This is a genomic window from Bradyrhizobium sp. STM 3843 (genome assembly GCF_000239815.1).
Taxonomy (GTDB): domain Bacteria; phylum Pseudomonadota; class Alphaproteobacteria; order Rhizobiales; family Xanthobacteraceae; genus Bradyrhizobium.
The window spans coordinates 1-24102 of the sequence record NZ_CAFK01000319.1 but is presented as its reverse complement, the minus strand read 5'-3'; the positions used below and the strand labels follow the sequence as shown (position 1 = coordinate 24102).

The following is a 24102-nucleotide window of genomic DNA, read 5'->3' as shown; positions in this document are numbered from 1 at the left end:
TGTCAATCGTAAACTAGAATGAGATCAGCAATCCTGTTATCAACTGATGCGGGATACGGTGGCTTGAATGCACAGCTCCGCAGCCATTCTCATTATAGTATGTTGGTATAGTATGTTGGTCCTGCCTCCTGCGCTGACATTCGCATCAAATTGCAGCAAACCCTGATGCGACCATCAGCGGCTCGAGGACATCAGCGAATCAAAGTTTCTATTGTCCCGAATCGAGCTTCGTTTCATTCGAGGCGCCCTCGGAAGCGAATGTCGGATTCGAAGGACACCGGAAAACCCTCCGATCCGAGTGCGGTTTGCTTCGAATTCGCAACATCGATATCGCCGCGGAACTGAGCACCACGCTCGTGCCGTTCTGAATTTGCCATTCGCGTGCGAGGATTCGCGCTCGATCCTGCAGCGAATGTCACATCCGCATCTGGCATGCCTGTCTAAAATTTCGGCGGCCGCTTCTCGGCAAAGGCCTTGATGCCTTCCCGGATCTCCGCACCGGACATGCTGTCGCGATTCCTTTGCGCGGCGGCCGACTCGTCGAGGCTTCCGTGGGCAAACTCGTTGATCGCACGCTTCATGCCTGCCATTGCGGTCGGCGCATTGCCCGCAAGCTGCGTCGCAAGCCGGTCGACAGCGGAATCGAGCGCCTCCACCGGCACGAGAGTCGTGAGATAGCCGATGCGCAGCATCTCATTTGCGTCAATCTTCTCCGCGGTCAGAAACAACCGCTTCGCATTGTCGGCGCCGAGCCGCGAGACGTAACGCCTGATGCCGCTCGGATAGTAGTGCAGGCCAAGTCGTGCCGCCGGCATGAACATCTCAGCCGTATCGACGCCGATCCGGAAGTCGCAGGCCAGCGCCAGGTCGGTCGAGCCGCCATAGACGCCGCCATTGAGACGGCAGATGGTGGGCAGCGCGAGGTCTTCGAGCCGGTTGACCACGACCTCGAAGCTGGCGCCCGGATTGTCATGCCGGGCGCCCTCGGCGCGTTCGGCGATCGAGCCGAGATCATAGCCGGCGCTGAAGGCGCGGCCGGTGCCGGTCAGGACCACGACGCGGATGGCGGCATCGGCTTCGATGCGGTCGAACAGCGCCAGCAGCGCCTCGAGGTCCTCACGTTGCAGCCGGTTCAGATGTTTTGGCCGGTTCAGGCGGATGGTCGCGCGCGCCCCTTCGATGGAAAGCAGCGGCGTGCTCGCCTCGGGAGTGGCCTGCTCGGCCGGTGCGTCGGTCATGTCGTATTCTCCAATGCGCGCCGCTTGGCCTCGGCGTCGATACTTTGGACCAGATCAGGGTGGCGGGCCATCAGAAGGCGGAAATCCACCAGATCGAGCACCAACAGCTTCGAGAGCTTGGTGGTCGAGATATTGGCGGAGCGCAGATTATTCCCAAGCAGCGCCATCTCGCCGAAGAAAGCGCCTTCGCCGAGCCGGACCTTCTTGCCGGGCAGGTCGACCTCGACCTCGCCGGAGGCGATGAAGTACATGCAATCGCCCGGCTGCCCCTTGCGGATGATGGTGGTCCGCGGCAGCAGATCGATGGTGCGCAGCATATGGGTCACGTCGGCGATGGCGGACGGGCCGAGCGTGGCAAAGAAGGGAACCTTGCTGACGGACTCCCAGGTCTTGAGGAAATTGTCTCGCCTGGTCTCGGCGGCAAAGCTGGTGGCGAGAATACCGGTCCACAGCCCGAACACGCCCAGGCCCGAGATCATCACCATGGCCGCGATCACCCGTCCCAGCGGCGTGACGGGCACGACGTCGCCGTAGCCCGTGGTGGTCAGGGTCACGACCGCCCACCACAAGGTTTGCGGCACGCTGCCGAAGGTCGCCGGCTGGGCCTCGTGTTCCAGTGTGTATTCGGCGACCGAGCCGAGAAACAACACCAGAAGGAACAGCACGAATACGCTGAGCAGGGGCCTGGCCTCCATCACCAGCACCCGGCGCAGCCGCTGCAGACCGGGAATCCCGGGGATGACCTTGACCAGCCACAGGACCGCGAACAGCCAGGCCGATCTTTGCTCCACGCCGAGCGCCAGCGCGAACGGCACCCCAAGCGCCGAGGCGGTATCCAGCACGCCGCCTTCGGAACATAGATAAGAGAGGGTATAGCGGGCCTGCTGCGCCCAGTGAACCCGCACCCCCCACTGCAAGACGAAGAAGGCAAGACAAGCCCACAGCACGCCGCAAATTGCGCCCGCTGCCGCGTCATAGGCCGCATCCACCGTGAGCAGGACCATGGCGCCAGTGCCGATGACAACAGCCGCATAGTCCGCCCGCGTCGTCTGACGACCGGCCGTTGCGGTCAGGAACGACGCCAAATTCGGGAACAGTAACGGTTTGGACATCGAAAATGGGCGCCTGTGCTCGATGAAAATCCCGGTCTGGGGCGTTTATGGAAGGTGGCGGGGAAGGTGCCTGTCCGGGCCAGTGTCGTCAACGACACCGCCCGGGCGCCTTCTCTTACCTCTCCTCTTTTGCACCTGTCCCCTTTTCGGACGGCTTACGGAGCGGAATTTCTCTGCTGCACGGCGAAAGCCGGTTAAAACGTCGCTTTTTCGCCGTATATCAAGAGTCCTGGCGGACACAGTCAGTGAAGACCGAAACGTCCTAGTGGCGACGTTTCCGTCTCGCGTCCAGAAGTCTGGTTGAGCTCGAATGGACACTTCTCATCTCGTAGAGCACGCAGGTGCCGCCGGCAGCCTGTTTGCATCGATTTTCGTGGTAGCGACGCTGTCGATGCGGACGATGATCCCGCTTCGGGTCTTTGCGATCCTCACCAACATCGTCCTGATCGCGACCGCGATACCGACCCACAATTACCCGGTGATCGCGCTTCACGGCGTGCTGCTGCCGTTGAACAGCTATCGGCTTCACCAGATGCTGCAGCTCGTTCGCGACGTGAAACGGTCGGTCAGCAGCGATCTCTCGATGGAATGGCTGAAGCCGTTCATGACGGAGCGCAAATGCACCGCAGGCGAAGTGCTGTTCTACAAGGACGAGAAGGCCGACAGCATGTATTACATCGTCAGCGGCCGCTTTCGCCTGGTCGAGTCCGGCATCGAGCTGCCGGTCGGCGCCATCGTCGGTGAGTTCGGCATGATCTCACCCTCGAATACGCGGACGCAGACGCTGGAATGCGACGAGGACGGCCTCATCCTCTCGGTCAGCTATGACCAGGTCGAGCAGCTCTACGTGCAGAACCCTGCCTTCGCCTTCTATTTCCTGCGCCTCGCCAGCGCGCGGCTGTTCCAAAATATCGAGACCCTGGAGCGCCGGCTGGCACAGCAGACCGCCGCGGCCGCCGTTACGGCGAAGTCGGCCTGATCGGGAGGTCATGGCCAGAGGTGGCGAGCATTCTCTCCTCACTGCGTTACCTGTTCGCGGATGTCATCGGCGACGACGATGCGCCGACGCCATTCCTGCCTGAGGGCCTCCCGGAGGCGGCGGCGTCCATCGTCTCGGAGCACATCCATCTCCTGATCGACTATCAGGGGCCGAGTTACGCGCAGCTCTATGTCGATCGCATCAGGCGCTTTGTCGGCCGGCCGCACGTCGACACGGCCATGCTGTGTGAGCTCGCGCAGCTGCTGGCGCAGCGGATGGCCTATGAGGATCTGATTCGCATCGCGCAGCTCAAGCTGGCTGAATTGGAAGCCGGCGCGATGGCCCGCCATCGCGCAATCCACGACATCAGGCGGTTCCGCCTCGATGAATTGGTCGCCGTGCTGCCCGAGGCTGCGGCGAACTCCTTGATGACCGCGTTCGAGAAGGTCGGCTGGCTGCGCCGCAGGCGGATGTCGCTCCGTTTCTCGATTGCCTCCAAAGGCGCGGTCAGCCGCCTGAAATCCTTTGCCGCGCTCAAGAGATGGCGGTTGTCGTCTGTGCGCTACGCCGAAGAGCGGATCTGGGTCGAGCGCTGGCTGCATATGATCGCCCGCTGCCTGGACAAGCAGCCGGCTTCGGCGCCGGCCCTGATCGCGACGGCGACCATGGTCCAGGGGCAGGGCGACGCCTATTGGCAGGGGCTTGCCGATTGGCATGCGATCATCAACGGGCTGGCCAAGCCGACCTTTGACGGCGCGCTGCCGCTGGCCGACCTCGACGGCGCGATTGCGGAAGCACGGGCCGCCGCGATGCCTGATCCGCGGCAAGCCGCGCTGAAGCGTACCATCGCCCAGATCCGCGCCCGCGCCCTGGCGGAATATCCCGACGCCAAGGCTGCGGAGTGAAACCGGAGTGACGGTCTTCAGCGATGCTGCGCTGGTGGTATCTTTTTCCAATCACGCAACCAGCTGAGATGAAGATGATTTGCCGAGGCGGCGATCAGATCGGTAGTCAATGGAAAGTTGGCGCTGCATGGATTTACCGTTAAGTGCGGAAGCCGCCTTGCGACTGCTGTCCCGAGTTCCCTTTCACGTGCAATCCGAGATCGGAAATGTCATAAAAGCTGCACACGCGTCGAACTGGCCGGCCTTCGAACCGATGCCGCTGAACGCCTCCCGTTTCCGGTGCGTCGAAGCTTAGTCGTAGCGAGAGCGTCAGCTTTGTCTCTTCCTTCTCTATCGTCCTCGGTTCCGGTTGGTGCGCTCCTTGGCTGGATGCTGCTGCTCACCTTCAAGCACATCATTGCCGACTTCGTGCTCCAGACCGCCTGGATGGCCTATGGCAAGGATCAGAAGAAGGGGTGGGCACTGCCGCTTCTCGTGCATTGCCTGATCCACCTTGCCTGCGCTCTGGCCCTGATTCTGGTCGTCGCACCACGGTTCTGGTTTGTCGCCTTCATCGATTTCGCCATCCACATCACGGTCGATCGGGCCAAGGGCATCTGCTCGTCCCATTTCGGTATGACGCTGGAGCATCCCTGGTTCTGGACCTTGATCGGGGTGGATCAGGCTCTCCACCACCTGACCGGGTTCGGGCTGTCGATTTTCATGGCCGCGAACGGCTGATTCGGCCCTCAAACCCGGCCTGGACTGGGCAAATGCCGGAATATCAAGGCCCCCCGTACAACTACCGGTCGCGGTGGTTAACCCTTCGTTAGCGATTCGCATTGCAATCTGCGCATGAGGGGATCGAGCGATGTTTCCAAACCGCGACGCGTTTGACGACTCCTGCCCAGTTGGCGAGGAACTGCTTGGCGAGATGTATCGCGCCAGCGAGAACGGTCTGCCGGCGCTGGTCGAAAGCGTTTCGAGCGACGTGAGGGCGATGCTGGCGCTGTTCTGTTACCGCCGCAGCCACCTGCATTCGCTGGCTCTCGCCATCGCCGCAACCTGCAGCGAGCGTGAACTCCTGCAATCCGGCGGGCGGGTTGGCGCCGTGCTCTATGCCCAATCGCGCGACAGCAAAGTGTCGCAGGGCAGCACCGCCTCGAGCGGTCGCAAGCCGATCTCGCTCTCCACCAAGCCTTTGTCGGTGCTCGCCCCGCTCGAGGACGACCTCGATGATGATCTCGCGGCGGTGACGGGGTAAGCGATCAATCAAGGCCGGGCCGGCTGCTTACCGCCAACATTGCCTCGGCAAGGCGCAAGCCGTTGCAGCGCGAGTGTTCCTCACCAGCCGAGCGCAATTGATCGCAGCCGGTGGTTCTCCGCGCAGCCGCTGAGTCGTCAGCTCGTGACAGTTTCTTTAAAGCTGCATGACAGGCGCGGCGCGTCAGGTCCGTGTCGGTTTACCTCCGCGCTTGCACCTCGCTGACCTGTCTGCATTTTCTGCACGCCGCCCAAAATCCAACCTGTCATCGGAACGACGGCGTTGGGGCCAGGTCGCAGCTCCAGTCAAACCTCCGTAATCAATGCGACATATTCCCGCAGTCAGGCTGACATGAGTGCGGCTTAGCGTCGCAACGTTCTGCAACAGAGCGTAACCGATTTGAAACGCGGCGCGCCCTGCGCCGCCCGCTTTCCCCGCACCCCCTATCGATCTGCACGAGGACTCGATGCTGAAGCAGCTGACGAAACAGATGCGTGATCGCACTGTGATCACCGCAGCCATTATCTCCCTGATGGGAGGCAACGCCCATGCGATCGATGCCGATCTTGGCGGACCCAAAGTCAACGATCATAAGACCAGGAGCCCGATCAAGCATGTGATCGTGATCATGGGCGAGAATCGCACCTTCGATCACGTGTTCGCCACCTATGAACCGCGCTGGGGCGAGACGGTCGACAACCTGCTGTCGAAGGGCATCATCAACAAGGACGGCACGCCGGGTCCGAACTATGCCAAGGCCGCCCAGTTCGCGGCACAGGACACCAACGTCTTCACGCAATCGCCCGGCAACAAGACGCCCTACAACCAGACCAGCAACAAGCTCCAGGCACCCGGCACCTCCTACGCGCCGCAGACCTGCTACACCGATGTCAAGACCGCCGCGGTCAACGGGCCGGGCTGCGTGGCGACGCCCGCATTGGCCAAGCAGGCCGAGAGCGATGACAATGGCGCCCATTACAGCATCGCCAACCTGGCACTGATCACGACAGGCGCGACCGGCCTGCCCGGCGGCTCGCCGGATTCGCGGATTGCCAACTACAGCAACCTGCCGAACGGTCCTTATCCGCTCGTGACGGGGCAGGGCGGCAGCCTGTTCGACACCTATGGCGGCAGCCCGGTGCATCGCTTCTATCAGATGTGGCAGCAGCTCGACTGCGACGTGTCCAAGGCGACGCATGGCAATCCGAGCGGCTGTCAGGCCGATCTGTTCCCCTGGGTCGAGGAAACCGTGTCGTCCGGCGCCAATGGCGGCCAGCCTCATGCGCTGAGCGAGGGCAACATCGCGATGGGCTTCTACAACGTCGCCAAGGGTGACGCGCCCTATCTGACCAAGCTCGCCCGCGAATACACCCTGCTCGACAACTATCATCAGCCGGTGATGGGCGGCACCTTCGCCAACCAGATGATGTTCGGCTATGCCGACGCACTCTATTATGAGGACGACAGCGGCAATCCGGCGACGCCGCCGGCGAACCAGATCGAGAACCCCAATCCGCTGGCCGGTACCAACAACTGGTACATCAACGACGGCTATAGCGGCGGCAGCTACACCAACTGCTCCGACCAGACCCAGCCGGGCGTCGCCCCGATCACGGCCTACCTCAAGGGCATCAAGGTTTCGGCGAACTGCGCATCGTCGAGCTACTACCTCCTCAACAACTACGTCCCGGCCTATATCGGCGCCGGTGTCACCGATCCGACCAACAATGGTCCGTTCACGCTGCCGCCGGTCAAGAGCCAGAAGCACATCGGCGACGTGCTCAACGAAGCCAAGGTCTCCTGGGCCTATTTCGGCGAGCGCTGGAACGACTTCAAGACCGCGCCCGGCCTCGGCCTTAACCCGGCGATCGCGCCGCTCGCCTATCTTTATTGCAACATCTGCAATCCGTTCCTCTACTCGGCGTCGATCATGACCCATGCCGAGCAGCGGGAGGATCACCTCGCCGACACCAATGATCTGTACGACGCGATTGCCAAGGGCAAGCTGCCGGCGGTGTCGTGGGTCAAGCCGTCGACCTTCAACGACGGTCACCCGGCGTCGTCGAAGATCGATCTGCTCGAGTCCTTTGCGCAGAACATCATCGACAAGGTGCGCGCCAATGAGGAGCTCTGGGAATCGACCGCGATCCTGCTCACGGTCGACGAGGGCGGCGGCTACTACGACTCCGGCTACATTCAGCCCGTCGATTATTTCGGCGACGGCACCCGTATCCCGATGATCCTGGTCTCGAAGTACTCGACCGGCGGTCGTGTCTCGCACGAATATGCCGATCACGCCTCGATCCTGAAGTTCATCGAGCGCAACTGGGACCTGCCGAAGATCTCCTCGCGCAGCCGCGACAATCTGCCGAACCCGAAGGCTTCGTTCGAGAACCCTTACGTTCCGCAGAATCGCCCGGCGCTCGGTGATCTCTTCGCCAGCTTCAATTTCGGCGATCGTGACGATCACTGAAACGGCTTGATCGGTCCGGTCCAATATGGGCTTTGTTTGGCGGCTCCGTTTCGGGGCCGCCAAGCGTATTTGAGGGGTCGGCCGTCAGCCGTCGCTTGTGATGAATTCGCGAACACCCACTGAAGCATCGCCGCGATCGGCGGCCATCCAAGCTGCGCGATCTGCGTTTCGGACCGGGGACATCGAGACCACGGAACGGATCTGCGCACAAATCGTGGCAGCAAACCCGGCGGACTACGATGCCTGGTCGCTGCTCACCGAAACTGCTTTGCAGCGTGGCCGCCATGATGCGGCGATCGTTTGCGCCGATCGCGCCCTGGCCTCCGCACCCCACGACCCGATTGCCCTGGCGCTGCGCGCGAAATGCCTGTTCCTCAGCGGCGATCCCCAGGCAGCCCTGCAGACGACGGAAGCGGCGGCGCAGCGCGTCACCGATGCGGCTGACACGCTCGATGCGGTCGGCGCCATGTTCGGCCTGCTTGGCCGGCACCACCGCGCGGTGAGCCTGTTCTCACGGGCCGTCGTGCTGCGGCCTGACGTGCCGCAATATCTGTTCAATCTTGCTGCCACCGAGCGCATGGTCGGCGCGCTCGACGATGCGGAACGGCATTGCGATGCTGCCATTGTGCGCGACCGTGGCTATGCGCTGGCGCACTACTTGCGAAGCGATCTGCGGATTCAGACTTCCGAAAGCAACCATGTCGCGGAGATGGAAGCGCTTCTGGGCGAGCGACGTCTTGCCCCGTCCAGCGAGATTCTGCTGCGCTTCGCGTTGGGCAAGGAATGCGAAGATCTCGATCAGCACGACCGCGCCTTCGCGCACATCCAGGCGGGATGCGATCTGCAGCGTGTTTCGGCCAATGCCGATCCCGCTTCTGGCCTGGCCGAGATCGAACACATCATCCGTACGCACACGCGCGAATGGATCGCGCAGGCACCGCCCGGTCACGCAGGGGCCGCTCCGGTGTTCGTCACGGGCCTGCCGCGCACAGGGACGACGCTGGTCGAACGGATCATCTCCAGCCATCCCGCCATGAGCTCTGTCGGTGAAACCGGCGCGTTTGCGGCCGAGCTGAAGAGGGCGATGTCGGCCGGCGTACGACCCGATCCGGCCGAGCTCGGTCGCCGCTATTTGGAAACGGCGGCTGCCCTGGACCAGGGCGGCGGAATACGCTTCGTCGACAAGACGCTGGAGAACTATCTGTATTGCGGGTTGATCCACGCCGCGCTGCCCGACGCGAAGATCGTCCTGGTGCAGCGGCATCCGCTCGACGCAGGCTGGGCAATGTACAAGGCGCATTTCCAGGGCAAGTTTCAGTTCTCTTACGATCAGCTGCAGCTGGCCGACCATGTTCTGGCGTTCCGGCGGCTCTCCCAGCATTGGAGGGCGACGTTGCCTGCGGATAGGCTGCTGGAGGTACACTACGAGGACATTATCAATGACCACGCGGCCGTCAGCCGCCGCCTGATCGACTTCGTCGGTCTGACCTGGGACGACGAGGTGCTGCAGTTTCATCAGAGCAAGGCGCCGTCAGCGACGGCCAGCGCCGTACAGGTGCGGCGGCCGATCTATGCGTCCTCGATCGGCAAGTGGCGACATCACGCCGACCGTCTTGCGCCGTTGCGCGAGCGGCTGGCACGCGAGCTTCCGCCGTCGGAGCTGTCCTGACGCAGGCGCGCAGTCGTCAGAGCACTGGCAAGCCGTATTTGCGGCGCGCCATGGCGCATTCGGGGTCGCCGGGCATGCAGGTCCGGCATACCTCGGGCCGCAGGGCATAGATGCCGCAGGCTGTGGCCTTGCCGATCTCGCCCTTCAGCGCCGAACAGCGATCGCCGTCGCAGCGCATCCCCGATAGCCGCTCGTTGACGAGTTCGGCCGGAATCAGCTCGAGGTCGGCATCCTCTTCGACGGTGAAGCGCGGCCAGTTCGCGGAATAGGCGCAGCAGGCGCCGCAGGTCTGGCACGGATTGGCGTCGGGCGGGAGCAGGTCAGACATCCTTCGGTGCCTCCCAGACCAGGCTGCGTCGCCATTTCGCGCGCAAGGCCTCGCGCCTTTCCGGATATCTTTCGTCGAGATAGTCCGCCTCGATGACGCGATCGGTGCGGAAGCTGCGGAAGTCGTGCCGCAGCTCGCACCAGGCGGCCAGGATCCGCACCGCCTCGTGATAGCCGATCGCGATCGGCCAGATCGTGCGCTCGCTGTCCCGGCCCTGCTCGTCGCGATAGCGCAAGCTGATTTTCTTGCCTTCGTGAATCTGGGCACGCGTGCGCGCCATGTCGATCCGGTCCGGTTCGCGCGCCCAGGCTGCCCGCGCCCGGCTTGCAGGTTCCAGCACGAATGGCCGCAGCCGTTCGGGAACCGTGTCGGCAATCTTGGCCATCAGGTCCTCGGCGGCGCGGGCGAGCACCGGATCGGCGTGTCCGACCACCCATTGTGCCCCGAGCACGGCCGCCTCGATCTCGTCCGGTGTCAGCATCAAGGGCGGCAGGTCGAAGCCCTTCTCCAGGATATAGCCCATGCCCGCCTCGCCGCGGATCGGCACCCGCTGGCCGATCAGGGTGGCGATATCGCGATAGATGGTGCGCTTCGAGGTCTCCAGTTCGGCCGCGATCGCGTCCGCCGTCAGCGGGTTTCGCGTTCGTCGCAGCACCTGGATGATCTGAAAAAGCCGGTCGGCGCGTCTCATGATCTCGTCCTGCCGGCTCCCTGACGACTGCCGGCTTCCCTGATGCTGACAGCATGTTGGCAGCAGCCGGGTTTTATACCGGGGCAACGCTGCAATTGAAGGGGTGATGTCGATGATGATGCTTTATGCCTATGGGTTTTGGACCGCGCTACTGCCGCTGCTGACACCATGGTGGCAGCAGGGTCTCGATAGCGTCCGCCGCCTGTTGAAGAAATCGGGAGCGATCTGATGATTACGCTGTTTGGCCTGGGTACCGGGTTCGGCCTGCCGGAGATCAGCCCCTTCGCCACCAAGACGGAGGTCCAGTTGAAGATGGCCGGGCTCGCTTATCGCAAGCAGCGGGCGATGCCGCCGGCCTCGCCGAAGGGCCAGTTGCCTTTCATCGAGGACGACGGCGAGCTGATCGCGGATTCGACCTTCATTCGCGCGCATCTGGAACGCAAATACGGGTTCGACTTCGACGACGGCTACGACCTGGAGGCGCGCGCGCAGGCCTGGGCCTGCGAGCGCATGATCGAGCATCACCTCTATTTCGCGCTGGTCGGAGCCCGCTGGGTCGATCCGGTGAACTTCGCCAAGGGGCCGTCGCACTTCTTCGACGGCGCGCCTGACGACAAGCGCGAGCGGCTGCGCGAGGACGCACAGTTCCGCGTCGCCGAGAACTACCTGATCTCCGGGCTCGGCCGTCACGCGCCCGGAGATGATATCGAGCTTGCGGTCCGCTCGGTGCGCGCGCTCGCGGTGCAGCTCGGCGACAAGCCCTATCTGATGGGAGACAAGCCCTGCGGCACCGACGCGACCGCATTTGCGGTGCTCGCAGGCATCCTGACGCCGTTTTTCGAATCGGACCTGCGCCGCCGCGTCGAGACTTTCGGCAATCTCGTCGCCTATGTCGACCGCATGATGGCGCAGTACTATCCGGAGTTTGCGTGGAGCACTGCGGCGGAAGCCGCCTGATCAGACCGTCGCGCCCGGCTCCCCCTTCAGCCGGGCGAGCTCGGCCTCGAGCTCGGCGATCCTGCTGTCGCGCGCGGCGAGCGCTGCCGCGACGTCGGCCGCATCGAATTTCTGCGGGATGTGCTGCGGGCAATTGGTGTCCCAGGCCGTGATGGTGAACAGGATCACCTGCTCGGGACGCGCGCGGTAACCCTGCGGCATCAGCGAGCGCGTCAGTGCCGGATCGTCCTCGATCACGCGCGCCTCGCCCCAGATCTTGACGCGCCGGCGGTGCGCGTAATCCATGATGAAGATCTGCGCCTTGGGGTTTTCCGACAGATTGCCTTGTGTGATGTATTGGCGGTTGCCGCTGTAGTCCGCAAAGGCCAGCGTGCGCGTATCGAGCACCTTGAGGAAGCCGGCGGGCCCGCCGCGATGCTGGATGTAAGGCTGACCGTCGGCCGAGGCCGTCGCCAGATAGAAGCTCGTGGTCTGCGCCAGGAATGCCGCCAAATCGGGATCGATCTCGGTGCGCCAGCCGCGGTCCTGCTCGACATGGGCATAGGCCTCGCGCGAGCCCTTGCGCGATTGGATCGCTTTGACGGCGGGCGAGAAGGCGACGTCGCTCGGATAAATGAGGGTATCGGTCATCGGGATGCTCCCTGATGCAGGCGCGCCATGGGTTGCCTGCCGCCTCCATGTGCGTCTTCAGGCGTGCCGAAACAATCTTGCAGATTGACACTTCATCATTGCTCATTATGCAATAATCTCCATGGACCGCATCGACGCCATGCAAGCCTTCGTGACGGTGGCCGAGCTCAACGGCTTTGCGCCGGCGGCCCGAAAGCTGAAGCTGTCGCCGTCGGCCGTGACCCGGCTGGTGGCGGCGCTCGAGGAGCATCTCGGCGCCAGGCTGTTGCAGCGGACCACGCGCTCGGTGGCACTGACCGACGCCGGCTCGCGCTATCTGGAGCGCGCCCGGCGCATCCTCGCCGATATCGAGGAGGCCGAGCTCGCCGCCGAGGGCGAGCGGCAGACGCCGAGGGGCCGGCTGGTGGTCTCGGCGCCGGCCGGCTTCGGCCGGCTTCATGTCGGTCCGGTCGTCACCGCCTATCTGCAGCGTTATCTGGAGGTCTCAGGCGAGCTGCGGCTCGAGGATCGCATCATCAATCTGGTCGAGGATGGCGTTGACCTCGCCGTGCGCGTCGGGCATCTGCCGGATTCCACGCTGGTCGCGCGCCAGGTGGGCGAGATGCGGCGGATCGTCGTCGGCGCGCCGGCCTATCTGAAAGCGCATGGCGAGCCGCGGTCGCCCGACGGGCTTGCTGCGCACCAGATCATCCAGTTCGGACCGGCGTCCGACTGGCGCTTTGTGAAAGACGGCCATGAGCTGCGGATCGCGACCGCGCCGCGCTTCGTCAGCAACAATGCCGACGTCGCCGTCCAATATGCCGAGGCCGGCGGCGGTCTGACCCGCGTGCTCGCCTATCAGGCCGCGGATGCGATCCGGCGCGGCCGGCTCAAGATCGTGCTGGCGAAGTTCGAGCAGCCCCGGCTGCCGATCCACATCATCTATCCGACCTCGCGGCTGTTGTCCGCGAAGGTCCGCGCCTTTATCGATCTCGTCACCGAGACCTGCGACTGGCGCTTCGATTAAGCATCGTCACTGCTGCTTCGGCACCACGCGAAAGGTACCATTGGCGCGCGCGATCACGGCGTCATCGGCCTTGATCAGGCTCTGCGCGAAGCAGATCGTGCTGCCCGTCTTGATCACGTCGCTCTCGACCGCGAGCCATTGCCCGATTTTTGCGTTGCCGACATAGTCGACCGACAGGTTGATCGTGACCAGCGACACCTCCCAGCCAAGCGCCTGGGCGCAGCTGTAGCCCATCGCATTGTCGGCGAGCGCGGCAATCAGCCCGCCATGGATGAGGCCGCGCGCATTGGTGTGCGGCGTTGCCAGGCGCAGGCCGATGATCACCGCCTTCTCTGTCTTGTTCGCATAAAGGGGCTCCCAGGGATCGGTGAACGGGCTCTTGCGGAAATGCGGTTCGAATCCGGGCGGAATGGTTTCAAGGCTCATGCGCGTCGTCCGTGGTTTTCCGGGGCGCGGCCATTGAACGTCATGCGCACGCGGTTTGCATCGCCTACAAAGTTTTAAACCGCGTTCGCGCTTTGAAATGCTGTATCGTCTTTTGCGCGTGTCGCCCTCCAGCTTTGGGCTTCGCTGCGCGAGTACCGGCGGTTGTCCGGGACGAAGGCGATGGCGGTCTCGATATTCCGGCAGCCGGGTCGCGAGGGTCAATTCCGCGCCGGTCAAGCCTGCGGTTGCGCCTGCAACTTTCTTCGCAATATTTGCATCTGCTGATGCTATAGGCTCGGTTTCGGCAGGTGGTCGCGTGCGGCGCCGCGACGCTTGCAATGATGGTTATATCATATAACAATGAACCAAAGGGCCCGCGGAGGCCCGGTACAGGGAGACGATCTCGATGAGGAAGACGCTTCTGGCGTTGTGGCTTGCAGCCGCCGTGACGCCCGCGTTTGGGCAGGAAAAAACCTTCGATCTGAAGATTTCACATTGGGTGCCGGCCAGCCATCCGCTGCAGAAGGCGCTCGAGGACTGGGCGGCCGCGGTCGAAAAGGCCTCCGGCGGCACCATCAAGTCCAAGGTGTTCCCGGCGCAGCAGCTCGGCAAGGCGTTCGACCATTACGACATGGCGCGCGACGGCATCGCTGACGTCACCTACGTCAATCCCGGCTATCAGCCGGGCCGTTTCCCGATCATCGGCGCCGGTGAGCTGCCGTTCCTGGTTTCCGACGCCAAGGGCGGCTCGGAGGGGCTCGATGCCTGGTATCGCAAATATGCCGACAAGGAGATGAAGGACGTCAAATACTGTCTCGCCTTCGTCCATACGCCGTCGTCGTTCCACACCCGCACCAAGAAGGTCGTGGTGCCGGAGGACGTCAAGGGCATGAAGATCCGCCCGGCGGATGCGACGATCGCGAACTTCGTCACCCAGCTCGGCGGCACCAATGTGCAGTCCTCGGCGCCGGAAGTGCGCGACATCATCGAGCGCGGCGTCGCCGATGGCGTCACCTTCCCGGCGGGCTCGCTGGTACTGTTCGGCGTCGACAAGGTCACGAAGTACCACATGGACGCGCCGCTCTATGTCACGACCTTCGTCTTCGTGATGAACAAGGACAAATATAACGAGATGTCCGATCACCAGAAGAAGGCGATCGACGACAGCTGCACCCCCGAGATGGCCGGCAAGGTCGGCGAGCCCTGGGGCAAATTCGAAGATGCCGGCGTCGACAAGATCAAGGCGGAGCCGGGCCAGGAGGTCTACAAGCTGACGCCGGAAGAGACGGCGCAGTGGAAGAAGGCCGCCGAGCCGCTGTTCAAGACCTGGGCCGACGGCGTCAAGAAGACCGGCATCGACGCCGACGCGGCGATGGCCGAGCTGAAGGCCTCGCTCGCCAAGTACAACGCGCTGGCGCAATAGCCTCCGTACATCGCGGCGATGGAGGGCGTGGACGCCTGCCGTTGTCATTTGGATGCTAGCAGCATGCACAGATCTCGCCGCATGCTGGGTGTAACCTCACCCTAACCCTCTCCCCGCAAGCGGGGCGAGGGAGCCTACCGCCAGCTGCACAACAGCTTACTCATAAACTCGAGGATGTGTGTGCCTAACGTACGGATAGAGGCCCCATGAATCGCGTTGTCATGGACCGGATCATCGATGGGATCGAGTGGATCGCGGCGTTCTTCGTCGGCATCGTCGCGCTCGACATCTTCCTGTCGGTGCTGCTGCGCAACACGCTGAACTACTCGATTCCCGATTCCTTCGACATCGGGCGCATGCTGCTCGGCATCCTTATTTTCTGGGGCATCGCCGCGACCTCCTATCGTGGCACCCACATCACGGTGGACCTCATCTGGGGCAATGTCGGGCCGCGCTATCAGCGCTGGATCGACATCTTCGCCACGCTGGTGCTGCTGTTCGTCGTCACGGTGCAGACCTACACGCTGTTCGACAAGGTGCGCGGCACCTATCGCGACAACGTGCTGACGTTCGATCTCCACATGCCGACCTGGCCGTTCTTCGCGATCGCCTGGATCGGCGACGTCTCGGCGGTGCTGCTGATTGCGATCAGAACCTATCGACTGATCTTCCATCCCGAGGAGATCCATGAACCCAAAGTCAAGGTCACGGAGTAGCCTTTGATGAGCACGGATGCGGTCGCCGTCATCGGCTTCGTGTCGTTGTTTGCGCTGATGCTGTTGCGCGTGCCGGTCGGCATGGCGATGGGCCTCGTCGGCGTGTCCGGTTTCGGTTATCTGGTCTCGGGTCCGGCCGCGCTGAAGCTGGTCGGCCAGACCTCGATGCGCACGGTGACGGACTACACCTTCGGCGTGATCCCGATGTTCCTGCTGATGGGGACCTTCGTCTCCAATTCCGGCATGAGCCGCGAGCTGTTCCGCGCCGCCAACGGCTTCGTCGGCCATATGCGCGGCGGCCTCGGCATCGCCACCGTCGCCGCCTGCGGCGGCTTTGCCGCGATCTGCGGCTCGTCGGTCGCCACCGCCGCCACCTTCTCCGCCGTCGCCTATCCGGAGATGCGCCGCTTCGGCTACCCGCAATCCTTCGCCACCGGCGTGATCGCGGCCGGCGGCACCCTGGGCGCGATGCTGCCGCCCTCCACGGTGCTTGCGGTCTACGGCATCATCACCGAGCAGGACATCGGCAAGCTGTTCATCGCCGGCATCATCCCGGGTCTGCTCGCAATGAGCATGTACATGATCACCATCGCGGTGATCGGCCGCGTCGCCCCTGGCTTTCTCCCGAAAGGCGAGCCGCTGCCCTGGCGCAAGCGCTTCGCGGGCTTGCGCGACATCTGGGCGCCGGTGCTGCTGTTCCTGTTCGTGATCGGCGGGCTCTATGGCCTGCCGTTCCTGCCGCGCTTCACGCCGACCGAGGCCGGCGGCGTCGGCGCCACCGGGGCCTTCATCATCGGCCTCGTCACCGGCCGGCTCGACAAGGAGAAGATCCTGGCCTCGCTGCTGCAGGCCACGCGAACCGCGGCGGCCGTCTTCACCGTGCTGATCGGCGCCCTGATCTTCGGCTACTTCCTCACGGTCACGCAGACCCCGCAGAAGGTCACCGAGTTTCTCACCGGCCTGGGGCTCGGGCCCTACGGCGTGCTGGCGCTGATCATGGTGATGTATCTCGTGCTGGGCTGCCTGATGGATGCGATGGCGATGATCATCCTGACGGTGCCGATCATCTTCCCGGTGATCCAGCATCTCGGCTTCGACCCGATCTGGTTCGGCGTCATCATCGTGATGACGGTCGAGCTCGGGCTGATCCACCCGCCGGTCGGCATGAACGTGTTCGTGATCAAGAGCGTCGTGAAGGACGTCTCCTTCGCGACCATCTTCAAGGGCGTGCTGCCGTTCGTCGCCACCGACCTGGTCCGGTTGGTGATCCTGATCGCCTTCCCGCTGCTCGCCACCTGGCTGCCGCAACAGATGATGGCCCGCTGATGTCGACACCCACGCTTCAGACGAAATACGTCTTCACCATCACCGCGCGGATCGGCGATGTCACCTCCGCCGGCGAGATCGGTACTGGCGTCCGGCGGATCATCCCGATCACAGGCGGCGAGGTGAAGGGCCCGGGTTTGGACGGCGGAGGCATTTGGGGCACGGTCTGCGGCTTCGGTGCCGACTTCCAGATCATCCGTCCGAACGAGCTGATCGAACTCGAGGCCAAATACGCGTTCGAGACCGACGATGGCGCCATCGTCTATGTCGAGAACCGCGGCATCCGCTTCGGGCCGGTCGAGCTACTGCAGAAGCTCAAGCGCGGCGAGCCGGTCGATCCCGCGCTGATCTATTTCCGCACCACCCCGCGGTTTGAGACCGGCCACGACAAATATCGCTGGCTGATGCAGCATATCTTCGTCGCCTCCGCCGCGCGTTACGCCGACCGCGTCGTCATCGACGTGCACATAGTGCTGTGAGCGGCGCGCGGCGACAAAGCAGCCATGTAAAATTACGACGTGCCGTCCACAGGGCGAGCTCGCGCCTTTTCCATCTGCCCTGTCGGCCGGTACGCCGAGATCAGATCCGGGTAAGGTTGAAAGTCCACGCCGGTCATATTCAACGAGCGGCTGCACGGTTCGACGGCTTCTTCATATTGCCGGAGGTGCAGATAGGCAACGCAGAGAAGTCGCGCCGTGATTTTGTCGCGCAAGATCGCCAGATTTGCATGGTCGCCATCGAACCGATCTGACCAGATGTCGCGGGCGCTCTGAAGATCGGTCAGCGATACGTTGACCCGCACCTGGTCGCCGTTGCGTTTGACCGCGCCGCGTACGGCCCAGCGGATGCCGAGATCCATCCCGAGCTGCTTCAGGTCGATTGGCTTGTTCTTGTAGGCGAAGGCCGTCTCGCGTCCGACCACGAAACTGGCCGGCGTCCTCGCGAGCTCGGCCGTCAAATCCGCGGTGATGGCGTCAGCAAGATGGGCCTGCTCCGGATCGTTGTTGAGGTCGGCGAACGGCAACACGACGACAGCCAGACGGGGCGCGGTGTCGCGTCTGAATTGACCCTGGATCTTTTGGGCGTCCCGAACGACGTCGCTACGAACTGTCCTCCAGACATTCCAATAGCCGATCAGGCCACCGGCAATTGCGCCGATGGCGGCAATCGACGTCAGCGCCCCGCCGACGAGCCTCAAATGATTTCTGAGGTGATGCAGCCAGCCATTCGCGTGCTGTTTGCTAACCACCTTTTGAGAGAGATCAGGGCCCGACACCGCTGTCTTCCCGGCCGACCCGGCGAGCTCGGACGGCTCAGCGAGTGTGTCTGAGGCCACCACGGTTGCTGTGTGCCGATCCTCCTCGCGGACATCGCTCACGAAACGAATGCCCTTGCGTGGAAATGTCTTGATGAGCCGCTGTTGTTCGCCGGAGTCGCCGATCGCGCGTCGAACGGCGTTCAGCCGGGTTGTCACCGCCGCGTCAGATACGATCCGACCATTCCAAACCGCTTTGATGAGATCGTCCTTGCTGACGACGCGATCCCTGCTGAGGATCAGATAGGCGAGCAGATCGAGAACCTGCGGCGTCGTAGGCACGACATCAGCGCCCCGCCGCAACTCGCGCCGTTCGGTGTCCAACGCAAAGTCCTCGAAGAAATAGCGCATGGCACCATTCCTCTGGCTTGCCCTCGGTCGCCCGAGAGTGTGGCAGCGCTGCCCTCAAAGAATAAGCCCTCGGTAAGGAAAATGTAAGCCAGATAACAAGCGCACCCGTCGTGGTGTGGCAGCATCGTGCCGGGTGGATCAATCGGCGGAGCTACCGCGATGAGCAAGACCCACGACACGATCAGCTCGGCACACACCTTCGTGCCGGCGATATCCTTCGGGCTTTTCGAGCGATTTCGGGTTGCCTATCGGGATTGGCGCGAACGCCGAATGGTCCACGCGACCTTGTCCAGCCTGAGCGATAGGGAGCTCATGGATATCGGCACGACGCGTAGCGAGATCGACTACGTCGCCTCACAGAAAGGTATCGCGAGGCCGCCTCGTTCGACAGGCCGGCACAGCGGCATTACCTTCGTTGTCCTGCTGCTTTGTCAGACGCTTATTCTCGCTTTCGCAAATGACGCCCAAGCTCAATGCACTGCGCGAGACGTTCTGCGGAACTACGCGACGCTCAAGACCGCTCCGCGGCCACCGGAATCGCTGGTTCCTGTCAGCTCGGCCACCGGTGTTCCGGTGTGGAAGACGATTGCGATAGGGACGTTCACGGACTCGCTCGCTCTCCGCAGCGCCATGCGTGCGATGGGTTGCGGCGTCGGAAATTCCGCTGCCGATATACTTGGCCAGCCGTACTTTGCTGTCAGCGGAAAGAAAGCTGACGTGCAGCTTGTTGCTGTCTCGGGCACCGAACTCGGCTTTAAGGGCGAGACGGCTCCCTTGAAGGACATCTATCTGCGTGCACAACGGCTGGGTTTCCGGCTCGCGCCCGCCGAAATCGGTCCACAACTGAGGCTTCAGTATATGGATCAACCGATCGGTGAATTTCTGATCATCGGGATGGAGCCGATCAGGACGTCGGCGGGTGAACCGGTCATCCTGACGGTCGCCAATGGCGGAGCAGGCCTCATTCTGATCGGCCAGGCGGCCCGCGACGATGCGGAAATTTCGGTGACATCACGTTTTGTATTCGAGCGGCCCAATCCATCCGCCGCTGCGGAGACTGCAGCACTGGCCAATTAGTAAGTCATGCACGGATCCGACGTGAGCTGTTCTCAGCTCTGAAGTGGCGACCACGGTCGATGGGCCAAAGGCCGATATCCACGTAGATTGCGTTCAGAGGGCTTTCACCTTTGACGTGTTGAATTGTCCCTATGACGCCACGGCGGGCAGTTGTAATAGGGATATGGGTGATAGTCGCGACTGGCTTCATTTTGGCCGGGTACAATGGCGCGGCAATTTATATCTGGTACACGACAGGGAAGGTTGAGCTTCTCGGGAGCCTCAGGGATAGTTCTTATTCTCCGATCCTCTTTTCGAAGGCGTTGGTGCAAGACTTCCTAGGATTTGCAATTGGTGCCTGTCTTCTGGTTTTGGCACCATTCGTGATCGCGACTTTCTTAAAGGCACTCGGCAGAAGAAAACAGCCCTGACGGCTTGGTCTGCCAATGGGGAAAACCATCGCTGGCTGATGCAGCAGCTCTTCGTCGCCTCTGTCGTCCGCCACGCCGACCAACGGGTTGTCGAACGTGCATCTGGTGCTGCAGGGGCACGGCGCTGCCAGGCCGCGATTCACGAAAAATTACGGCTTGCCTGCTTGCATGAGGCGTCCGCCGTCGTACCCAGCGTTTCCCTTGGCGGTCCGGCAGGGTTCTCACCATGAGCGTTACCAGCGTCGACAGGGCGCGCGGCTGCGGCCTCATGGACGGCCGCGCCCAGATCCTGGCTCGGGTGCCGGCCTGGTTCTGGGCCGCTGTCATCGTTGGCGTGCTGGTCGTGCTCCAGGGCAACAACCTGCTCACCGACACCGATACGTTCTGGCAGATCAAGGTCGGCGGGTGGATCCTTGCGCAGCATGCGGTCCCCCATGTCGACATCTACTCCTGGACCAAGGCCGGTGCGCCCTGGATATCATCGTCATGGCTGTCGCAGCTGCTGTTCGCAGCTGCTTACCAGTTGGCGGGATGGCCTGGCGTGGTCGCGCTGTCCGCGCTCGCCATCGCGGCTGCGTTCGCGCTGCTGGTGCGGGTGCTGAGTTCGCGGATCTCCATCGCCGCCGCCGGTGTGGTGGCGATGGTCGCGTTCGCGCTGGCGCAGCATCATCTGCTGGCGCGGCCGCATGTGCTGGCGATGCCGGTGATGGTCGCCTGGGTCTCCGGCCTCATTGCTGCGGCCGATCGTCGCGCCGCGCCGTCACCGTGGCTGCTGCCGCTGCTCGCGCTCTGGGCCAACATTCATGGCAGCTTCCTGCTCGGGCTCGGACTGGTCGCCCCGATCGGTTTGGATGCGGTGTGGAATGCACCGGCGCCGCGGCACAAGATCCTCGCATTCAAATGGGCATTGTTTGGCATCGGCGCGTTGATCGCCAGCTGTGCAACGCCCTATGGCTGGGACACGCTGTTCGCGGCCCGGAAGATTCTCGATCTCGGCGGCGTGCTGGCGTTGATCTCTGAATGGGGGCCAGTCAGCTTCGCGCAAGTCAGCACGTTCGAAGTCTGCCTGCTGCTGGCGATCGCGGCGGTGCTTTACTTTGGCGTGATGCTGCCGCCGACGCGGATCCTCCTCGCGCTCGGACTGCTGCATATGGCGCTGAGTCATGACCGCCACATTGAGGTGTTCGCGCTGCTGCTGCCCCTGGTGTTGCTGACGCCGCTTGCCGAAAAGTTCGGCTGGCCGAGCGACGCTGCTCCTGCAGCGCGGAGCGTGGCGACGGTCACGGCGGTTGTCGCGGCAGTGTTGCTGATCATCGGCGTCGCCGCGCTGCGCCCGATCCGATTAGCGGCCGATGAGCAGTTCCAGCCGGCGATTGCGGCGCTGCGCGCCCAGAACGTGACGCGGGTGTTCAACGAGGACGCACTCGGCGGCTACATGATCTGGAAGGACATGGCGCCGTTCATCGATGGACGTTCCGAACTCTACGGCGAGCAGTTCGGGCTTGATTACTTCAACGCGGTGTCGTTGCAGGATCCCAACGTGTTGTTCCGCATTCTCGATGAGAACAAGATCGAGGCCACGCTTCTGCTTCAATCGACACCCGCCGCGCAGCTGCTCGATCGTCTCGATGGCTGGCACAGAGTGTTCGCCAACGACTGGGCCGTGGTGCACGTTCGCGCTGTGAAGTAGACGCAGGCCAGCGCGCTGCTATTCCCACCGGTGAAGCCAGATCAGATCGCCCCCCCGCCGGCTGCAATCGCGACGACGTGATGTCCGAAAAGAACGAGCCTGCGATCAGCAAAATGTAATCTGGGTAACAAGCGCACCCGTCGTGGGTGTGGCAGCATCGTGCTGGGTGGATCAATCGGCGGAGTTACCGCGATGAGCACGACCCACGACGTACTGAGGTTACCGCGCACCTTCGTGCCGATCAAACCCGTCGGATTTTTCGCGAGGCTTCAGGTGACGTTTCGGGACTGGCGCGAGCGCCGAATGGTCCGCGCCACCTTGTCCGGCCTCAGCGACAGGGAACTGCTGGACATCGGCACCACGCGCGGCGAGATCGACTACGTCGCGTCGCATCGGGATATCGACCCCAGAGGCGTTGTATCCGCCGAATAGGTCCGAAATCCGCTGGGGTGTCGCAGACCTCCGACATCCCCGTCGTTGCGAGGAGCGACAGCTCCGAAGGAATCCAGTCGTTCTGCAGACGTCGTCTGCATCGCGTCCGCCATAGCCGTTCGGGCCTATGGCGGACGAATCATTTCGCTCGCAACGACTGCCTGGATCTGCCAGTCGTCTAATCGTCGTCGTCCCAATCCGAAGCGCTGCCGTAGTCGTGGTCGCAATTTCGATATCGGTAAGCCGGCGCGTAGCCGTAACCGTCATAGGCCGGGTAGCGATAGTGGGAGCGGTAGGCGGGAGCGCGCTCATACGCTTGCGTTTCCGAGGCCAGTGCGCCGCCGATGAGAGCCCCGACAACCAGGCCGCCGATCAGCGCCGCGTTGCGTCCGTCGTGGGCTTGAGCTGGCGCCGTGCCGGCGAACAGGGTTGCGGTCACGGCGAGCGCGGCGATACCGCCTGTGAGAGATGTCTTGAGCGAAGCCATGTGTCCCCTCCATTTGAATGGTGGTTACCTTCTACATGGCGCGCATTGAAGCCATGCTGAACATGCCGTTGTTAGCCGTTCATCTCCGAAGCCGGCCTCCGCGCCTAGGCATCCAGAATTGCCGCTGCCCGCCTGGGATCAAGTCTGCATGGGGCCTCATTCCGGACAGATGAATTTACGGTTTGTTCGGGAGACCTGGGCAACACTTTTGGTTCGGACGCCGGCCTGCTCGCACCTGAGTGGATCGTCGAGGTAAACTCATCATAGTTCGTGAACGTGGCGAGCCAAATCCCTTCGCTCATCTGAGGCATGTGGAAACCCCTCTCACCCGTATTGGAATTCCTTGATCGGTATCACGGCTGGATCGTTGGCTTCGCTGCCCTGGCGGCAGTCCTGCTACTCAACCAGTTGATCTATCGCCGTCGCTGGAAGTCTTACCCCACGCTTGAACAGTATCTGGCAACCCACCCCGGCTGCCATGAAGCGGAGGGCGTCGTTTGTAGCCGATGCCGGCGGAAGGCATTGGGAGCCCGAGTGATCAATGCGGGGCGCATCTACCGCTGCGCATGGTGTGAAACCGAACTTTATCGAATCGACAAAACTGGATGAGAGCCTATCCGGCTCTCGATTGAGTGCGCTAGGCGCGCCGCACATTCGATATCGTCCCGGCGAACGCCGGGACCCATACGCACCGGATTTCGTTTGGCGAAGGCTCGGCGCGATCATCTCACTTCATCACCTCTGCCTGTGGTTATGGGTCCCGGCGTTCGCCGGGACGACACCGCGGATGTGACTGGCTGACGGGCAAATCAGTTAGCGGGTTTGCGGGGCAGCGCCGCACAGGAGAGCTGCCGAACACGTGAGATTCGCCCACGCGGAAAAACTGATTTCGCAAGCCGCTTCAGTGGGGTGCGTCGCGCCAGCCTTGCAGCGTCGAATTTATCGCTTTCGTTTTATCAGAAAATATGCATCCTGTCTGCATCCCGCCTCATCGAAGAGGGGCGTTGCGCGCGATCGTCACGACACGCGGGGCGGGGAGCGGTGGCCGCGAGATGTCGCAGCATGTCCTTTGCGGAGATGCGGACGAACGATGCTCTTGCGGACGTGAAGTCGTGTGGTCCTGGCCTCCCGGTGCTGAGGCCGCGCTGACGCGCAAGCGTCATGCGCAGCGCGATGAAGCTTCGCTTCACGCAGACGGGGGCAATCAAGCCGGTCCCC

The 24102-nt window shown here is 62.9% G+C and carries 23 protein-coding genes and 1 pseudogene; 16 read left to right on the top strand and 8 right to left on the bottom strand.

Annotated features, from left to right (window positions below; all coding sequences use genetic code 11):
- Positions 1 to 440: 440 nt before the first annotated feature.
- Positions 441 to 1238: an enoyl-CoA hydratase/isomerase family protein gene (locus tag BRAS3843_RS35170; RefSeq protein WP_008974023.1), complete on the bottom strand. Its 798-nt coding sequence runs from the start codon at positions 1236 to 1238 to the stop codon at positions 441 to 443.
- Positions 1235 to 2350, bottom strand: a complete 1116-nt coding sequence (locus BRAS3843_RS35165) for a cyclic nucleotide-gated ion channel (RefSeq protein ID WP_008974022.1) — start codon at positions 2348 to 2350, stop codon at positions 1235 to 1237. The genes BRAS3843_RS35170 and BRAS3843_RS35165 overlap by 4 nt, the downstream gene beginning before the upstream one ends.
- Before the next feature lie 310 nt (positions 2351 to 2660).
- Between BRAS3843_RS35165 and BRAS3843_RS35160 the strand changes: the two genes are divergently transcribed.
- The 6 genes from BRAS3843_RS35160 (at position 2661) to BRAS3843_RS35135 (ending at position 9619) form a co-directional block, all read left to right on the top strand.
- Positions 2661 to 3329, top strand: coding sequence for a cyclic nucleotide-binding domain-containing protein (locus tag BRAS3843_RS35160; protein ID WP_008974020.1), 669 nt, complete (start codon positions 2661 to 2663; stop codon positions 3327 to 3329).
- 20 nt (positions 3330 to 3349) lie between these two features.
- Complete coding sequence (locus BRAS3843_RS35155) at positions 3350 to 4234, top strand: DUF6537 domain-containing protein (RefSeq protein ID WP_008974019.1); 885 nt, start codon at positions 3350 to 3352, stop codon at positions 4232 to 4234.
- Positions 4235 to 4603: 369 nt separating this feature from the next.
- A complete protein-coding gene (locus BRAS3843_RS35150) occupies positions 4604 to 4954 on the top strand; it encodes a DUF3307 domain-containing protein (protein ID WP_008974017.1) in 351 nt (116 codons plus the stop codon).
- 130 nt (positions 4955 to 5084) lie between these two features.
- Positions 5085 to 5477 (top strand): hypothetical protein, encoded by a 393-nt coding sequence (locus BRAS3843_RS35145; protein WP_008974016.1) that lies wholly within the window; start codon positions 5085 to 5087, stop codon positions 5475 to 5477.
- A 466-nt stretch (positions 5478 to 5943) separates the two neighbouring features.
- A complete protein-coding gene (locus BRAS3843_RS35140) occupies positions 5944 to 7950 on the top strand; it encodes an alkaline phosphatase family protein (RefSeq protein WP_008974015.1) in 2007 nt (668 codons plus the stop codon).
- A gap of 100 nt (positions 7951 to 8050) precedes the next feature.
- Positions 8051 to 9619, top strand: coding sequence for a sulfotransferase (locus BRAS3843_RS35135; RefSeq protein WP_008974014.1), 1569 nt, complete (start codon positions 8051 to 8053; stop codon positions 9617 to 9619).
- A gap of 16 nt (positions 9620 to 9635) precedes the next feature.
- On the opposite strand, the gene BRAS3843_RS35130 is transcribed toward BRAS3843_RS35135, so the two are convergent.
- Together BRAS3843_RS35130 and BRAS3843_RS35125 are read right to left on the bottom strand one after the other, a co-directional pair.
- Entirely contained in the window at positions 9636 to 9947 is a 312-nt protein-coding gene (locus BRAS3843_RS35130; protein WP_008974013.1) for a YkgJ family cysteine cluster protein, read from the bottom strand.
- Complete coding sequence (locus BRAS3843_RS35125) at positions 9940 to 10638, bottom strand: YafY family protein (RefSeq protein ID WP_008974012.1); 699 nt, start codon at positions 10636 to 10638, stop codon at positions 9940 to 9942. Before BRAS3843_RS35125 ends, BRAS3843_RS35130 begins: the two co-directional genes overlap by 8 nt.
- Before the next feature lie 106 nt (positions 10639 to 10744).
- Here BRAS3843_RS35125 and BRAS3843_RS42555 point away from each other — a divergent pair, with 106 nt between their 5' ends.
- Both BRAS3843_RS42555 and BRAS3843_RS35120 read left to right on the top strand, forming a co-directional pair.
- A complete protein-coding gene (locus BRAS3843_RS42555) occupies positions 10745 to 10867 on the top strand; it encodes a hypothetical protein (RefSeq protein WP_277996502.1) in 123 nt (40 codons plus the stop codon).
- A complete protein-coding gene (locus BRAS3843_RS35120) occupies positions 10867 to 11595 on the top strand; it encodes a glutathione S-transferase family protein (RefSeq protein ID WP_008974010.1) in 729 nt (242 codons plus the stop codon). Before BRAS3843_RS42555 ends, BRAS3843_RS35120 begins: the two co-directional genes overlap by 1 nt.
- Here BRAS3843_RS35120 and BRAS3843_RS35115 read toward each other — a convergent pair whose 3' ends face one another.
- Positions 11596 to 12225, bottom strand: a complete 630-nt coding sequence (locus BRAS3843_RS35115; RefSeq protein ID WP_008974009.1) for a pyridoxamine 5'-phosphate oxidase family protein — start codon at positions 12223 to 12225, stop codon at positions 11596 to 11598.
- 121 nt (positions 12226 to 12346) lie between these two features.
- Between BRAS3843_RS35115 and BRAS3843_RS35110 the strand changes: the two genes are divergently transcribed.
- On the top strand, positions 12347 to 13231 hold the full coding sequence (locus BRAS3843_RS35110; protein ID WP_008974008.1) for a LysR family transcriptional regulator: 885 nt from the start codon (positions 12347 to 12349) through the stop codon (positions 13229 to 13231).
- A 6-nt stretch (positions 13232 to 13237) separates the two neighbouring features.
- Here the strand turns inward: BRAS3843_RS35110 and BRAS3843_RS35105 are convergent, their stop codons facing one another.
- The gene (locus BRAS3843_RS35105; RefSeq protein ID WP_008974007.1) at positions 13238 to 13657 is read right to left on the bottom strand and encodes a PaaI family thioesterase; all 420 of its coding nucleotides are present in this window, start codon (positions 13655 to 13657) and stop codon (positions 13238 to 13240) included.
- Positions 13658 to 14063: 406 nt separating this feature from the next.
- Between BRAS3843_RS35105 and BRAS3843_RS35100 the strand changes: the two genes are divergently transcribed.
- From BRAS3843_RS35100 to BRAS3843_RS35085, 4 genes are all read left to right on the top strand, one after another.
- The gene (locus BRAS3843_RS35100; RefSeq protein WP_008974006.1) at positions 14064 to 15080 is read left to right on the top strand and encodes a TRAP transporter substrate-binding protein; all 1017 of its coding nucleotides are present in this window, start codon (positions 14064 to 14066) and stop codon (positions 15078 to 15080) included.
- Positions 15081 to 15286: 206 nt separating this feature from the next.
- Entirely contained in the window at positions 15287 to 15796 is a 510-nt protein-coding gene (locus tag BRAS3843_RS35095; RefSeq protein ID WP_008974005.1) for a TRAP transporter small permease, read from the top strand.
- A gap of 6 nt (positions 15797 to 15802) precedes the next feature.
- Positions 15803 to 17122 carry a TRAP transporter permease gene (locus BRAS3843_RS35090; protein WP_008974004.1) on the top strand — a complete coding sequence of 440 codons (1320 nt, stop codon included), beginning with the start codon at positions 15803 to 15805 and terminating at the stop codon, positions 17120 to 17122.
- Positions 17122 to 17601, top strand: coding sequence for a DUF3237 domain-containing protein (locus BRAS3843_RS35085; RefSeq protein WP_008974003.1), 480 nt, complete (start codon positions 17122 to 17124; stop codon positions 17599 to 17601). Before BRAS3843_RS35090 ends, BRAS3843_RS35085 begins: the two co-directional genes overlap by 1 nt.
- Before the next feature lie 878 nt (positions 17602 to 18479).
- On the opposite strand, the pseudogene BRAS3843_RS42425 reads toward BRAS3843_RS35085, so the two are convergent.
- Positions 18480 to 18788: pseudogene (locus BRAS3843_RS42425) on the bottom strand (transcriptional regulator); the annotation flags it as partial.
- Positions 18789 to 18947: 159 nt separating this feature from the next.
- On the opposite strand from BRAS3843_RS42425, the gene BRAS3843_RS35075 reads away from it, so the two are divergent.
- The 3 genes from BRAS3843_RS35075 (at position 18948) to BRAS3843_RS35060 (ending at position 22397) form a co-directional block, all read left to right on the top strand.
- The gene (locus tag BRAS3843_RS35075; RefSeq protein WP_008974001.1) at positions 18948 to 19865 is read left to right on the top strand and encodes a DUF1127 domain-containing protein; all 918 of its coding nucleotides are present in this window, start codon (positions 18948 to 18950) and stop codon (positions 19863 to 19865) included.
- 636 nt (positions 19866 to 20501) lie between these two features.
- A complete protein-coding gene (locus BRAS3843_RS35065; RefSeq protein ID WP_008973999.1) occupies positions 20502 to 21965 on the top strand; it encodes a hypothetical protein in 1464 nt (487 codons plus the stop codon).
- A 192-nt stretch (positions 21966 to 22157) separates the two neighbouring features.
- Positions 22158 to 22397 carry a DUF1127 domain-containing protein gene (locus tag BRAS3843_RS35060; RefSeq protein WP_008973998.1) on the top strand — a complete coding sequence of 80 codons (240 nt, stop codon included), beginning with the start codon at positions 22158 to 22160 and terminating at the stop codon, positions 22395 to 22397.
- Between the two features lie 178 nt (positions 22398 to 22575).
- Here BRAS3843_RS35060 and BRAS3843_RS35055 read toward each other — a convergent pair whose 3' ends face one another.
- On the bottom strand, positions 22576 to 22884 hold the full coding sequence (locus BRAS3843_RS35055; protein ID WP_008973997.1) for a hypothetical protein: 309 nt from the start codon (positions 22882 to 22884) through the stop codon (positions 22576 to 22578).
- Between the last annotated feature and the right edge of the window lie 1218 nt (positions 22885 to 24102).